Here is a 13,010-nt window from a genome sequence, read left to right on the forward strand (position 1 = left end):
GCGATGGCAATTTCCGGCCGGCTGGTCCTCCTTGCCGCAGCAGGTGCCGTGCTGGTCCTGCTGTTTCCCGGCTCGGGTGCAATCTGGCTGTGGGTGCTGCTCCTGTCCGCTGCAGTCGCCGCGGACCTGCTAACGGCCGCCTCGCCCCGCGCCCTGACCCTGACGCGCACCGTTCCGGCCGGGGTGCGCCTGACCGAGCCCGCCCCCGCGGTGCTGACCGTCCGCAACACCGGCGGGCGCGCCCTGCGCGGCAGCTTTCGGGACGGCTGGCAGCCCTCCGCCGGCGCCCGCAACCCCGTGCAGCGGCTGCGGATTCCGGCCGGAGAAGCCCGGAGGTTCGAGGTGCAGCTGATGCCGGAGCGGCGGGGCGAACTGCACAGCAAATGCGTCACGGTCCGCAGTTTCGGTCCGCTCGGCCTGGCGGCACGCCAGCGCACGCTGCAGAGCCCGGCCGTCCTGCTGGTGCTGCCGCCCTTCCATGCCAAGCGCCACCTTCCGTCAAAGCTGCGGCGGCTGCGGGAACTGGACGGCAACGCCTCGGTCCAGCTGCGGGGAGCCGGAACGGAATTCGATTCGCTGCGCGACTACGTGCGCGGCGACGACGTCCGGTCCATTGACTGGCGCGCCACCGCCCGCCGGCGGGACACCGTGGTGCGCACCTGGCGTCCGGAGCGCGACCGGCGGGTGGTGCTGCTCCTGGACACGTCCCGCACTTCAGCGGCACGGATAGCGGATGAGCCGCGCCTGGACACCGGGATCGAGGCCGCCCTGCTGCTGGCCATGCTGGCCCACGGCGGAGCGGACCGGGTGGACTTCCTGGCCTTCGACCGGCGGATCCGCGCCCGCGTGCAGTCCGGTGCCCGGGGCAATCTCCTGAACCGGCTCGTCACGGCCGTGGCACCGCTGGAAGCCGAGCTGATCGAAGCTGACTTCACCCTGGTGCCCGGAGCCGTCCAGTCGGTTTCCACCCGCCGTTCCCTGGTGGTGCTCATCACCGCACTGGACTCCGGCGCCATCGAAGAAGGCCTGTTGCCGGTGCTGCCGCAGCTGCTGGACAAGCACGTGGTGGTGATTGCCTCGGTGCGCGACCCCGAGCTGGAGGAACTGCGCCGGCAGCGCACCACCGCCACCGAGACCTTCCGTGCGGCGGCGGCGGAACGCGCCCTGCTGGACCGGGCGGCGGTAACCGCACAGCTGCGGTCAATGGGCGCGGAAGTCGTTGACGAGACGCCTCATGAACTGCCGCCCAAGCTCGCCGACCTCTACATCCGGCTCAAGGCCACGGGCAGATTGTAGGAACCATGGACAGCTTCCCGGCACCGCCACCCGCATCCAGCGGCGAGGATTCCATCTACCGCCGGGTCCTGGGACCTGACTTTGAGCGGCTGCAGCCGCAGCTGCAGGAGTATTTCTCCGGCACCCCGGGCTCGGGGATCTGCGGCGAAGGCACCGGTGTTTTCGAAACCGCCGGCTGTCCCCGCGCCTGGCTGCGCCCGCTGCTGGCGCTGATTCCGGTGTCGAACGCGTTCTTTCCCGACTACGGAACACAGATCCCGTTCAGCATCCGCAATTATCCGCACCTGGATCCGTGGGGCCGCCCCTCCCTGACGGCGGTGCGGACGTTCCGCTTTCCCCGCGGGGAGCGGATTTTCGAGGACACCACCAGCCTGACCGGACCCGGTGAGCTGACTGATTATCTGGGCCGGAAACGGAACCTCGCCACTAACCTGGTGCTGTCAGTGACCGAGGAGGGCCATCTGCTGATGGACTCCCCCGGCAGCCGCCTCTTCCTGGGCCCGCTGCGGCTGCCGCTTCCGGCCTTCGCCGCCGCTGATGCGCACGTGGAGCAGTGGTACGACGCCGCCGCCGGAACCTTCCGGATTAGCACCCGCGTAGTGCAGCGGCAGGCGGGAACGGTCTTCGTGTACGACGGCAGCTTCACGTACGGCCCCCGGGACTGGAACGGCACGCTTCCCGCCGATGCCGTTCCTGCCCGCTGGGAGCGGCGGCGCTGAACCGGCCCGGCCTGCGGCCCGCGGCTTAGCCTTCGGCCGCGACCTGGGTCAGGGCCTCGGCCGCCTGCGTGAGCCGGGCCAGGACCTTGCGGGCCGCCGACGGCGACGCGTCCGCCAGGTCAGCTGCCGGCGTCAGGCGCAGCGCGGGCAGCGACCCGGCGCCCAGGCCGATCTTGGTCCAGGGCCGCAGCACGTCATCGACCAATGCCGTCACCTGCCGCGGTTCCGCGGTGTTCGCCGGGACCGGCAGGATGCCCAGCCAGATGCTTTTTCCGGCTTCCACGGCCTCGGCCAGAGCTTCCCAGTCGGCTCCGGTCAGGCCGGCGGCCGGCAGTGCCGCGCCCTGCGCGCCGGCTCCGAGGGCCAGTGCGAACGGGGACTGCGCACCGGCGCGCAGGGCTCCGGAACGGGCAGCCTCCGGCAGCTTCAGCACCGTCTGGGAAGCTCCGGCGTCGGACAGGGCCGAGATGATCTGGTGCCAGGCCTGCGACACTTCGGTGGAGGACACCGAACGCAGGGTGCGGTAGCCGCTGGCCGTGGGAATGGTTCCGCCCAGCACATCGGCAATCTCCGGCTCGTCGAGCTGAACGATGATGTCCGCGCCGGGTGAAGCCTCACGGGCACGCGAGACAAAGCCCGCCGCCCCGGCGGTCAGCGACTGCAGCAGCTCGCGCCGGGCGCCGGCGTCGGACAGTGCCCGCTCGCCGTTGTGCAGATGGAGCCCCGCGGCCAGGGACAGCGGTCCGCGCAGGGAAATCTTCAGCGAAGGAGCGGGGCTGTCCTCTGCGCCGACGACGTCGGCCAGGGCGTTGAGGTCCTGGCCGAGCAGGGAAACGGCCCGCCGGTGGTCCTTGCCGGGCCGGGGCACCAGACGCCAACCGTGCGGCTGGACGTCCACTGCCAGGTCCACCAGCAGGGCAGCGGTCCGGCCCAGCGCGTCGGCGCCGGGGCCTCGCGCGGGCAGCTCCACCAGGAACGGCAGGTGCGGGGCTCCGAGCTCGCCGCGGATAATCCGGGTGGCTTCCAACGGGTCGGTGCCGGGCCAGGATCCCAGGGCAGTGGCCGTGACAGTCGTGGAAGCTTCCTGCTTGGATGACTGCTCTGATGCCTGCCGGGCCGGTTCCTGCGCTCTAGAGTCCTGCTGCATTGCTGTTGCCGCCGTTGTGGTTGTCGGAGATCGCCTGATGATGCCGGATGACCTCGCTGATGATGAAATTCAGGAACTTTTCGGCAAACGCCGGGTCCAGGTGCGCGTCCTCGGCGAGGCGGCGCAGCCGGGTGATCTGCGCGGCTTCACGGCCGGGGTCCCCTGCCGGCAGGCGGTGTTCGGCCTTGAGGAAGCCCACCCGCTGCGTGGCCTTGAACCGTTCGGCCAGCAGGTAGACCAGCGTGGCGTCGATGTTGTCAATGCTGCTGCGCACCGCCAGCAGTTCCTGCATGACGTCATCGGAGACTTTCCCGGAGAGGGAACTGGCCGTGGGATCAAACTCGTCTGCGGGAGTATCAGTCATGGGTCCAGTCTAGGGTCCGGCCGCCGGCAGGAGAGCGCACGTTACGCCGCCCGCCCGGTGGGACGGGCGGCGCGTCACCAGCCCCGCGAGTGCGTCAGGAGACCGCCGCCGGATCCCATTCCAGCGAACGGGCCTTGTCGATCGTGGCCTGCCCCAGCACCCGCGTCCCCTGGTAAACGACCATGGACTGGCCGGGGGCGACGCCGCGCATCGGCTCGTTCAGCCGGACCACCAGCTCTTCGCGGATGCCGCCGTCCGCCTCTTCGGAAACCACGTCCTCCATCCAGCCGCGGGCCGCCACGGGGTCGCCGTGCGCCCGGACCTGGACCATGCAGTCGAATTCGGTGCGGGCAGCGATCTCGGGGATCGGCAGGCCGGCCCAGGAAATCTTGATGCCGCGCATCTGGTCGATGTTCAGCAGCTTCTCCGGTCCGACAATGACCTTGTTTTCCTTGGGCCGGATCTCGAGCACGAAGCGGGGCTTGCCGTCGTCGGCCGGGCGGCCCAGCTTCAGGCCCTTGCGCTGGCCGACGGTGAAGGCGTTGGCTCCGGGATGGGTGCCGATCTTCTCGCCGGAAGCATCGACGATGTCGCCCTCGGACAAGTCGATGCGCTCTTCGAGCCAGCCGCGGGTGTCGCCGTCGGGGATGAAGCAAATGTCGTGGCTGTCGGGCTTGTTCGCCACGGACAGGCCGCGCCGCTCGGCTTCGGCCCGCACCTCGGCCTTGGACGGGGTGTCCGCGAGCGGGAACATGGAGTGCTTGAGCTGTTCATGGGTCAGCACGCCGAGGACGTAGGACTGGTCCTTGGCCCAATCCGCGGCGCGGTGCAGCTCCGGGTTTCCGTCGGCGTCGGTGAGCACCTTCGCGTAGTGGCCGGTGCAGACGGCGTCGAACCCGAGGGCGAGCGCCTTTTCCAGCAGCGCGGCGAACTTGATCCGCTCGTTGCAGCGCATGCAGGGGTTCGGGGTGCGGCCGGCGGCGTATTCGGCGATGAAATCATCAACCACGTCCTCCTTGAACCGCTCCGAGAAGTCCCAGACGTAGTACGGGATGCCCAGAATGTCGCATGCCCGCCAGGCATCGCGGGAATCTTCAATGGTGCAGCAGCCCCGGCTGCCGGTGCGCAGCGTTCCGGGCATGCGTGAAAGCGCCAGGTGGACGCCGACGACGTCGTGCCCGGCTTCCACTGCCCGTGCTGCGGCTACCGCGGAGTCGACTCCGCCGCTCATTGCTGCCAAAACCTTCATGAAGTAAAACCTGTTCCTGCTGTTTGGATGCTGCTGACGTGGGAAGCCATGCCGGCCTTTTTCGCCCGTTCGTAGGCTTCGGGCAGGGCTGCCAATAATGTGTCAACGTCTGCAGCGGTGGTTGTATGCCCGAGGCTGAAACGCTGCGCCCCGCGGGCCTGCGTTTCGGTCAGGCCCATGGCCAGCAAAACGTGGGAGGGCCGCGGCACTCCTGCCGTGCAGGCCGAGCCGGTGGAGGATTCCACTCCGGCCAGGTCCAGCAGGAACAGCAGCGAATCTCCTTCGCAGCCGGGGAAGGTGAAGTGCGCGTTGCCCGGCAGCCGGCGGGGCATGCCGTTGCTGTAGCTGCCGCCGGCCGAGCCCGCTTCGCCGTCGGCGTCGCGGGCGCCGCGGAGCACCGCGTCGGGGATGGCGCGCTCGACGCCGGTGATCAGTTTCTCGCGCAGGCTCCGCAGCCGGGCCGATTCGGCCGGCAGGTTCTCGGTGACCTCGCGGGCTGCGGCGGCGAAGGCCGCGATGCCGGGGGCATCGAGGGTGCCCGAGCGGATGTCCCGTTCCTGGCCGCCGCCGTGCATCACCGGAGTGAGTTTGACCGCCCGGCCGACGACAAGCGCGCCGATGCCCACCGGCCCGCCAATCTTGTGGCCGCTGATCGCCATCGTGTCCACGCCGGAAGTGCGAAAATTCACCGGCAGTGCGCCGAAGGCCTGCACCGCGTCGGTGTGCACGGGCACGCCGTAGGAATGGGCGAGCGCCGTGATGGCAGGGATGTCCTGGACGGTGCCCACTTCGTTGTTGGCCCACATGATGGTCAGCAGCGCGGTGGTGTCCGCATGCGCTTCCAGTTCCGCGCGGATGGCGTCAAGGGGCACGACGCCGTCGCCGTCCACCGGCAGCCAAACAACCGTGGCGCCCTCATGCTTTTCCAGCCACTGGACCGTGTCCTGGACTGCATGGTGCTCAATCGGCGAACAGAGGATGCGGGTGCGGGCCGGATCGGCATCCCGGCGTGACCAGTACAGGCCCTTCACGGCCAGGTTGTCGGCTTCGGTGCCGCCGGAGGTGAAGATGATCTCCGAGGGGTGGCAGCCCGCGGCCGCAGCCAGCGCCTCGCGGGACTCTTCCACCACCATCCGGGCGCGGCGGCCGGAGCCGTGCAGCGAGGACGGATTGCCGCTGCGGCTGAGTTCTGAGGTGAGTGCGGCGAGGGCCGATGCCGAGATAGGCGTGGTCGCCGCGTGATCTAGGTACACGGGCACCTCCCAATTCTAACGGCGATCGCTGTGGATGCCGATTCTTCCCCGGTTTCTTCCTCCGGACCTTCCCTGAACCGCCGTGGGGGATGGCAGACTGCTCCTGTGATGCCGCCGCCGGAACCCGCCGCTGTCCGCCAACCCGTGCCGGCCGCCGAACCGGATGCCGTGCGGGACTCCGTGCCGGACGCCGAACCTGACGGGCGGTCGAGCCTCCTGCGTGCCCTCGCCGCACGGTTGGCCGGCATGCACCCCGAGCGGCGTATTTTCGCGGCGGTCGACGGCGTGGACGGCTCCGGCAAGACGACCTTCGCCGATGCCCTGGCCGCAGTGCTGACGGCCGCCCCGCACCACCGCCCGGTGCTGCGGGTGTCCCTGGATGACTTCCATTTCCCCAGCGCTGTGCGCTACCGGCAGGGGCGCGGGTCAGCGGAAGGATTCCGGTTTGATTCCTACGATCTGGAGCAGTTCCGCGCCTACGTGCTCGATCCGCTGAGACCCGGGGGCAGCGGCTCCTACCGGCCGGCCGGGCACGACCTCGCGACCGACGCGGTGCTGTCTCCGCCGCCGGTGCCTGCCGCAGCCGCCGCCGTCGTCCTGGTGGACGGGTTGTTCCTGCATGGGGACGAGCTGGCAGCGGAGTGGGACTTTTCGGTGTTCCTGGACGTGCCGTTTGCGGTTAGCGCGGCCCGGATGGCGGTGCGCGACGGCTCGCCGACGGACCCCGGCCACCCGGCGATGCGCCGGTACGTGGGCGGACAGCGGCGCTACTTCGCGGATTCGATGCCCGCGCTGCGGGCCTCCATGGTGGTCGAGAACAGCGACCCGGCGCGCCCACGCATCGCTGCCGGCTCCGAAGCCAGCTGCAGCAGGGACTCCAGCGGATCCGGCTAGAATCATCCTTCCGCATCCAGAATTGATCAGAAGCGATCCGCGCGGACAAACTGCACGGGAAAGCGGCGGAAACGCAGCGCCCCTCTGCGTCGTTGTACCTGCTGCGGATCCGTGGTGTTTTGCGGAGCTGCAACATTTTGGAGCTGCGACATATGGCGCTGCGACATCGTGGAGCTCCAACCGGGCGCTGCAACATTTGTACTGCCAACGAGAATTGCCCTTCCCTACGAGAGGAACTGCTGTGAGTCCGTCACCCAGGACGCTGTATGAGGTTTTGGGTATTACTCCCTCGGCCACAACAGAGCAGATCAAAACGGCATACCGGAAGGCGGCCCGTGCCACGCATCCGGACTCGGGCGGCAGCAGCGAGACTTTCCACATCGTTGCCCAGGCCTACGAGGTCCTGTCCGATCCGCGGCAGAAGGCCGCATACGACCTGAGTCTCGGCCGAGGCCCGGCAGCGGGGTCCGCAGCTCCGGCTCCGCGCGGCGCCGGCACGCGCACCGCCGGTCCGCGCGGCGGAGCCGTCCCGGCCGAAGATGCCCTGGACACTCCCCCGCGCTTTGTTCCCGATTTCTCCCCGGGTTCTCCGCCCGTGCTGCCGCTGGCCCTGGCGGGCCAGCAGATCCACGGTTCGCCGCGGCGTCCCGGCTTTTTCGCCCGGCTCGGGTCCGGCGCGGCCGCCCGGTACGACGGCGAGAACCTCACCATCGGGCTCCTGGAACGCAGCCTGCTCGAGGACTATCCGGCCGGGCGGCTCGTCAACGGACTGCATCTGCCGGACCGCTCGCCGCGCGGCGGGAACCTCGACGTCGGGCATGTCCTGCTGGGCGGCTACCGGATGGCAGTGCTGGAATCCCAGATGGCCTCGGCGGGCAACTACAACTGGGACGGCAGGCACCTGCGCAACGGCGGCCGCGAGGTCAACATCGGCCGGCTGCCTGACGCCGTGCGCACCCTTCAGGACCGTTTCCCGGAGTGCAACGTCAGCGGCTGGGTGGTGCTGCACAGCTTCAACGGCAATCCGTTTGAACCCGTGATCGACTATCCGCCCTCGCTCAGCCGCAGTTCACCGGCCACGGTTCATGTGGCGAACGCCGGAACGCTGCAGCGGGAGCTCCGGCGGTTCTTCAACGACGGGCCGCAGCCCAATGTGGTGCAGCTTCCAGTGCTCGGCGGCCTAATCGATGCATCGGTGCGGTAGTCGGCGGCATAGGATGGGGGTGTGTTCCGCATCCTCTTCCACACCCCCGAAATTCCCGGCAATACCGGAAACGCAATCCGCCTCGCGGCGATCACCGGCGCCGAACTCCACCTCGTTGAGCCCCTGGGCTTCGAGCTGGAGGATTCCAAGCTGCGCCGCGCCGGCCTTGATTACCACGACCTCGCCGTCCTGCACGTGCACCCCACGCTTGAGGCCGCTTGGAAGGCGCTGGCTCCGGAACGCGTCTACGCGTTCACTTCCGACGGCGATACGTCCTACACTGACATCGCCTATCAGCCCGGTGACGTATTGCTTTTCGGCCGCGAATCCGTGGGGCTGCCCGACGACGTCAAGGCGGACCCGCACGTCACCGCCCGGGTCCGCCTGCCCATGCTGCCGACCCTGCGCTCCCTGAACCTGGCCAACTCCGCCTCCATTGCCGTCTACGAAGCCTGGCGTCAGCACGGCTTCGCAGGTGCACAAATCTAAGGATTCCGCATGCCCGAGACCTCCATTGGAACAACGTTCGACGAGGGCGCCGCCGACTTTGAACGCTTGGCCCCCTCGCTGTGGAACCCGATGGGCAACGCCTTGGTAGCTGCCGCCTCAGTTGGCATGGGCGACAGCATCCTGGATGCAGGCTGCGGAACCGGTGCCACCACCATCCCCGCAGCACAGTATGCGGGACCCGGCGCCCGCGTGGACGGCGTCGACCTCTCGGCCGAGATGCTGGCCCTGGCCCAGGCGAAGGCCACCACCCTGTCCCTGGACAACGTCGCCCTGCACATCGGCGACGTCTCTGAGTGGACCGCTGACGAAGCGTACGACGTCGTGCTGTCCGCCTACTCCGTTTTCTTCCTGCCGGACATGGATGCCGGGGCCGCGAACCTGGTTGCCAATCTGCGGCACGGCGGACGCCTCGCGCTCAGCACCTGGGCTGAAGGTTCGCTGACGTCGTTCACCGAGCTGCTGTTGCAGGCGTGCCGCAAGGAGACGTCCGACCCGGCCGAGGGCATCTCCAGGACGCGGAAGAACTCCGAGCGCCTGAATACCCCGGAGAAACTGACCGCCTGGCTGGAAAGCCTCGGACTGCAGGACATTAAGGTCCTCGCCACCCCGGCGCAGGTCCAGCTCAGCCCGTCGCTGGCCTGGTCACTGGTGTTGGGCAGCGGACTGCGGTATCTCCTTCCCGCCGATCCCGAGGCCGCCGACCGGGTCAAGAACAGCTTCCTGGACCTGCTGGGCGAGGAATACAACCTGAACGCCGACACGCTGATCGCGTCCGCGACCCGTCCCTAACCCGGGCTGGCCCGGGTTGCCGGGCCCTGGTTGCCGGGCCTGCCCATCCTTTTCCCCCGCCGCACCGAATACCGGGTATGGAAGCACAGGGACAGGCCGCGGTGGCAAACCTTCCGGCGCGCACGGAAGCCGCGGATGGCAGCGGCTTCCTTCAGGTTCCCGCACCCGCAGCGGCCGCCGGCCGCTTATGCTGGAACCCTATGGACACGTCCAACACGGGACGGCCCTCCGCCGCGCAGGCCTCCACACCGGAGGGCGCCGCCGATGCCGCAGAGAAATCCGGATCCCACGCCGGCTCGCAAGCCCCGCTGGCAGCACTCTTGGCGGGTATTGCCGGCGGCAGCCAAGATGACTTTGCTGCCTTCTACGCGCTGACATCACGCCGGGTTTACGGCCTGGCCCGACGGGTGCTGATCGACGCGGAACTCAGCGAGGACACCACGCAGGAGGTCTACCTGCAGGTTTGGACCAGCGCCGCCCGCTTCGACCCGGCCGTCGGCTCCCCGCTGGCGTGGCTGCTGACCCTCGCCCACCGCCGGGCTGTGGACCGGGTCCGCTCCGAACAAAGCTCCGCCAACCGCGAGGCCCGCTTCGGCGCCGCCATGCAGGAACCGGACCATGACAACGTGGTTGACACCGTCACGCAGCAGCTCGAAGCCGACGCCGTGGTCCGGTGCCTGGACTCGCTGACGGACACCCAGCGGGAATCGGTCCGGCTCGCCTACTACGGCGGGCTGACCTACCGCGAGGTCGCCGAAAAGCTGTCGGCCGCCGTGCCCACGATCAAGTCGCGGATCCGCGACGGACTGATCCGACTCAAGAAATGCCTGGGGGTGAATTCAGATGCCGGACAACAGCTTTGATGCCGCGTCGGACGCCCTGAACCGGGACCTGTCCGAGGGACGGCTGCTGGAGTGGGCAGAAGTTTATGCCCTGAATGCCCTCCCCCGGGAGGAGCAGCAGGCAGTCGACGATGCCCTCGAGCAGGCTGATTCCGCTGTCCGCCAGGCGTTCCTCACACGCGTCTGGAGCACGCGGGAAGCACTCGCCGGAGGTTACCGGGCAGAGGCTCAGCCGCCGGCCGACCTCTTTGCCAAGATTGCGTCCCGGCTGCCGCAGCAGGACGCACCGCCGAACCGGGACGCCCCGGACGCTTCCGCCGATCCGCCGCGGCCGGAGGACGAGCTTGCGGCCCGCCGCAGCCGCCGGTCTCCGCTGAAGTCCGCCGCCGGCCGCTGGATCCTCGCCGGCGCCGCGGCCGCGGCCATCGTGGTGGGCGGTGTGGCCATCGGCAGCAATCTCGGACCGGATACGGTCCGGGAGGAAGTCCTTCAGGCCTCGGACGTGCAGCAGCGCACCATCGACCTGCCCACGGGCGGCACGGCAGAGGTGGCCACCTCTGCGGGCGAGAATGCCGCCGTTGTGACGCTGAGCGGGGTTCCCGCACCGCCTGAGGGATCGGTCTACCAGATGTGGCGTGTTCCGGCGGACGGCTCCGAGCCGGTGTCGGTGGGTACGATGACCGGCGAGGAAGTCGCCGGCACCAAGGCCACTGAGCTCACCGACATCGACCCGTACAGTGCAGTCGCCGTCACCGTGGAGCCCGACGGCGGATCGGCGACTCCCACCCTGCCCGTCGTCCTGGTGATTCCCTTCAGCGCCTGAAATCCCGCTTGACCTTGACGCTGCGCCAACCCCTGCGGCGGGTGGTATGGCCGGAATCCGCCGGCCGCCCGGTGGGGAAGGAGCCGGAAGATGTGTTGACCCTCCGGGAACTCCAGTACTTCCGGACGGTCAGAATCCGGCGATGGTCCGGTCCGTGTTGACGCCCACTGCGTGGAATGTTTCAGCGCTTGCCCCGTCGGCTAGTCCGAAGCGGCGGGCATTTTCCTGCAGCATTCCGCGCACCGCAGTCTCCATCCCGGCAATGTCCGGGTGCTGGCTGGCGTGGATCCGGATGGCCGCGAGCTTTTCCTCCACAGTGGCGCTGACGTCCACCGCGTGGTTTTCCCGCTCGCGCGGGGCTCCGTAAAACCAGAGCCACGGCACTTTGTAGGCATCCAGGCCCTGTGCGGCCAGGTGCGGAAAGGCAAACGGATTCTCCGCGGCGGGATAGACCGCCCGGGTCACGATTTCCCCGCACGCCAGGTGGTCCGGGTGGCTGGCCTGGATCCGGTCCCAGTTCCTCTCCGGGTGCATCGAAAGCACGACGTCGGGGCGGATGCTCCGGATCAGGGCCACGGTTTTTTCCACCACTTCCGGCGTGACCGCTAGGAAGCCGTCCTTCTCGCCCAGGAAGTGGAGGTCCCGGACCCCCACCAGTTCGGCGGCTGCCCGCTGCTCGCGTCGGCGCAGCTCGGAGACGGCGTCCCGGTCGCCGGCCTCGAACCCGCCGGCGTCGCCGGAGGTCATCACGCAGTAGGATACTTCGGCGCCGGCCGCAGTCCAGGCGGCCACGGTTCCGGCGGCACCAAAGTCAATGTCGTCAGGATGGGCGGCGAAAGCGAGCACCCGCCGAACGGTCGCTCCGGCCGGGAACGGGGACACCGGCTGCGGTGACGGGTTCAACGAAGAATCCACGGCGCTAGGACCTGCGCTTCTGAATTTCCTCGGTGGCCTGCGGCAGCACGGAGAACACATCTCCCACAATGCCGAAGTCCGCGATCTCGAACACCGGAGCATCCGGGTCCTTGTTAATCGCCACGATCACCTTTGCGGTCTGCATGCCGGCCTTCTGCTGGATCGCCCCCGAAATCCCGGCGGAGATGTACAGCTGCGGCGAGACCGTCTTGCCGGTCTGGCCGACCTGCGCCGAGTGCTCGATCCAGCCGGCGTCGGTGGCGGCGCGCGATGCACCCACGGCACCGCCGAGCACGTCGGCGAGCTCCTCCACCGGACCGAAGTTCCCGTCCATCCCGCGGCCGCCGGCCACAATGACCCGGGCCTCGGACAGCTCGGGGCGTCCGCTGACCCGCTTTTCGGTGCGTCCGGTGACCCGGGCAGCGGGTCCGGCATGGGACACGGCCAGCCGGCGGCGTTCCGGAGCGGCGGGCGCATCCGCGGGAGCCGGCTCCACGCTGTTGGCCTTGACGGTGATCACCGGGACGCCGGACTGCACGCGGCACGTGGAGGTGTAGGAACCGGCCAGGACCGATTTGGTGACCGACAGGTCCGGTGCCACGGCAACCGCGTCGGTAATCACGCCGGAATTCAGCTTCACGCCAACGCGGGCCGCCACCTCCCGGTCCTCGAAGGAGTTGCCGAGCAGCACTGCGGCCGGCTCGGCGGCGCGCACGGCGTCGGCCAGAAAAGCGGCCTTGGCGGCGACCAGGACATCGGGCAGCACGCCCTCGGGCTCGTACACGGCGCCGACGCCGTAAGCGCCCAGCGCCTGCAGCACGTCGTCATCCAGGGCGCGCGGGCTCGCCACTGCGGGTTCCCCCAGGCCGCGGGCGATCGTCAGCAGCTCTCGGCTTGCCCGCGGCAGCGGCAGGCCCGGGACGTCGATAAAGACCAGGACAGAGGCCATGGGAGGCTCTCCTTAGTGCTTCGGGCGCGGCCGCAGCAGCGCCGGTGGAAAGATTG

14 protein-coding genes are annotated in these 13,010 nt (G+C 69.0%); 8 read left to right on the forward strand and 6 right to left on the reverse strand.

All coding sequences use genetic code 11. From position 1 onward, the window contains the following. Positions 1 to 3 precede the first annotated feature (3 nt). Together QNO08_RS13000 and QNO08_RS13005 are read left to right on the forward strand one after the other, a co-directional pair. Positions 4 to 1,296, forward strand: a complete 1,293-nt coding sequence (locus QNO08_RS13000; protein WP_229965088.1) for a DUF58 domain-containing protein — start codon at positions 4 to 6, stop codon at positions 1,294 to 1,296. 5 nt (positions 1,297 to 1,301) lie between these two features. Further along, a complete protein-coding gene (locus tag QNO08_RS13005; RefSeq protein WP_229965087.1) occupies positions 1,302 to 2,015 on the forward strand; it encodes a DUF4166 domain-containing protein in 714 nt (237 codons plus the stop codon). Positions 2,016 to 2,040: 25 nt separating this feature from the next. On the opposite strand, the gene QNO08_RS13010 is transcribed toward QNO08_RS13005, so the two are convergent. The 4 genes from QNO08_RS13010 to QNO08_RS13025 form a co-directional block, all read right to left on the reverse strand. Continuing rightward, complete coding sequence (locus tag QNO08_RS13010) at positions 2,041 to 3,162, reverse strand: uroporphyrinogen decarboxylase/cobalamine-independent methonine synthase family protein (protein WP_229965086.1); 1,122 nt, start codon at positions 3,160 to 3,162, stop codon at positions 2,041 to 2,043. Further along, positions 3,146 to 3,526: a chorismate mutase gene (locus QNO08_RS13015; RefSeq protein ID WP_229965085.1), complete on the reverse strand. Its 381-nt coding sequence runs from the start codon at positions 3,524 to 3,526 to the stop codon at positions 3,146 to 3,148. The genes QNO08_RS13010 and QNO08_RS13015 overlap by 17 nt, the downstream gene beginning before the upstream one ends. 94 nt (positions 3,527 to 3,620) lie before the next feature. Further along, a complete protein-coding gene (mnmA, locus tag QNO08_RS13020; RefSeq protein ID WP_229965084.1) occupies positions 3,621 to 4,775 on the reverse strand; it encodes a tRNA 2-thiouridine(34) synthase MnmA in 1,155 nt (384 codons plus the stop codon). Next, on the reverse strand, positions 4,772 to 6,034 hold the full coding sequence (locus tag QNO08_RS13025) for a cysteine desulfurase family protein (protein ID WP_229965083.1): 1,263 nt from the start codon (positions 6,032 to 6,034) through the stop codon (positions 4,772 to 4,774). The genes mnmA and QNO08_RS13025 overlap by 4 nt, the downstream gene beginning before the upstream one ends. A gap of 102 nt (positions 6,035 to 6,136) precedes the next feature. On the opposite strand from QNO08_RS13025, the gene QNO08_RS13030 reads away from it, so the two are divergent. The 6 genes from QNO08_RS13030 (at position 6,137) to QNO08_RS13055 (ending at position 11,090) form a co-directional block, all read left to right on the forward strand. Beyond that, on the forward strand, positions 6,137 to 6,922 hold the full coding sequence (locus QNO08_RS13030) for a nucleoside/nucleotide kinase family protein (RefSeq protein WP_229965166.1): 786 nt from the start codon (positions 6,137 to 6,139) through the stop codon (positions 6,920 to 6,922). Positions 6,923 to 7,163: 241 nt separating this feature from the next. After that, positions 7,164 to 8,126 carry a J domain-containing protein gene (locus QNO08_RS13035; protein ID WP_229965082.1) on the forward strand — a complete coding sequence of 321 codons (963 nt, stop codon included), beginning with the start codon at positions 7,164 to 7,166 and terminating at the stop codon, positions 8,124 to 8,126. Between the two features lie 21 nt (positions 8,127 to 8,147). Next, positions 8,148 to 8,615, forward strand: coding sequence for a tRNA (cytidine(34)-2'-O)-methyltransferase (locus QNO08_RS13040; protein WP_229965081.1), 468 nt, complete (start codon positions 8,148 to 8,150; stop codon positions 8,613 to 8,615). Positions 8,616 to 8,624: 9 nt separating this feature from the next. Continuing rightward, positions 8,625 to 9,425 carry a class I SAM-dependent methyltransferase gene (locus tag QNO08_RS13045; RefSeq protein ID WP_229965080.1) on the forward strand — a complete coding sequence of 267 codons (801 nt, stop codon included), beginning with the start codon at positions 8,625 to 8,627 and terminating at the stop codon, positions 9,423 to 9,425. A gap of 200 nt (positions 9,426 to 9,625) precedes the next feature. Then, the gene (gene sigK / locus QNO08_RS13050) at positions 9,626 to 10,288 is read left to right on the forward strand and encodes an ECF RNA polymerase sigma factor SigK (protein ID WP_229965079.1); all 663 of its coding nucleotides are present in this window, start codon (positions 9,626 to 9,628) and stop codon (positions 10,286 to 10,288) included. Further along, the gene (locus QNO08_RS13055) at positions 10,269 to 11,090 is read left to right on the forward strand and encodes an anti-sigma factor (RefSeq protein ID WP_229965078.1); all 822 of its coding nucleotides are present in this window, start codon (positions 10,269 to 10,271) and stop codon (positions 11,088 to 11,090) included. The genes sigK and QNO08_RS13055 overlap by 20 nt, the downstream gene beginning before the upstream one ends. A 129-nt stretch (positions 11,091 to 11,219) precedes the next feature. On the opposite strand, the gene QNO08_RS13060 is transcribed toward QNO08_RS13055, so the two are convergent. Beyond that, positions 11,220 to 12,005, reverse strand: coding sequence for a PIG-L deacetylase family protein (locus QNO08_RS13060; protein ID WP_229965077.1), 786 nt, complete (start codon positions 12,003 to 12,005; stop codon positions 11,220 to 11,222). A 4-nt stretch (positions 12,006 to 12,009) separates the two neighbouring features. Next, a complete protein-coding gene (locus QNO08_RS13065; protein WP_229965076.1) occupies positions 12,010 to 12,954 on the reverse strand; it encodes an electron transfer flavoprotein subunit alpha/FixB family protein in 945 nt (314 codons plus the stop codon). Positions 12,955 to 13,010 lie beyond the last annotated feature (56 nt).

The organism is Arthrobacter sp. zg-Y820 (assembly GCF_030142155.1).
GTDB lineage: Bacteria > Actinomycetota > Actinomycetes > Actinomycetales > Micrococcaceae > Arthrobacter_B.

What these genes read in the sequence shown, in the direction of transcription:
- QNO08_RS13045 (WP_229965080.1), top strand. Translation starts at nt 8,625, where the DNA reads ATGCCCGAGACCTCCATTGGAACAACGTTCGACGAGGGCGCCGCCGAC.
- QNO08_RS13055 (WP_229965078.1), top strand. Translation starts at nt 10,269, where the DNA reads ATGCCGGACAACAGCTTTGATGCCGCGTCGGACGCCCTGAACCGGGAC.
- QNO08_RS13030 (WP_229965166.1), top strand. Translation starts at nt 6,137, where the DNA reads ATGCCGCCGCCGGAACCCGCCGCTGTCCGCCAACCCGTGCCGGCCGCC.
- sigK (WP_229965079.1), top strand. Translation starts at nt 9,626, where the DNA reads ATGGACACGTCCAACACGGGACGGCCCTCCGCCGCGCAGGCCTCCACA.
- QNO08_RS13015 (WP_229965085.1), bottom strand. Translation starts at nt 3,526, where the DNA reads ATGACTGATACTCCCGCAGACGAGTTTGATCCCACGGCCAGTTCCCTC.
- QNO08_RS13000 (WP_229965088.1), top strand. Translation starts at nt 4, where the DNA reads ATGGCAATTTCCGGCCGGCTGGTCCTCCTTGCCGCAGCAGGTGCCGTG.
- QNO08_RS13010 (WP_229965086.1), bottom strand. Translation starts at nt 3,162, where the DNA reads ATGCAGCAGGACTCTAGAGCGCAGGAACCGGCCCGGCAGGCATCAGAG.
- QNO08_RS13065 (WP_229965076.1), bottom strand. Translation starts at nt 12,954, where the DNA reads ATGGCCTCTGTCCTGGTCTTTATCGACGTCCCGGGCCTGCCGCTGCCG.
- mnmA (WP_229965084.1), bottom strand. Translation starts at nt 4,775, where the DNA reads ATGAAGGTTTTGGCAGCAATGAGCGGCGGAGTCGACTCCGCGGTAGCC.
- QNO08_RS13005 (WP_229965087.1), top strand. Translation starts at nt 1,302, where the DNA reads ATGGACAGCTTCCCGGCACCGCCACCCGCATCCAGCGGCGAGGATTCC.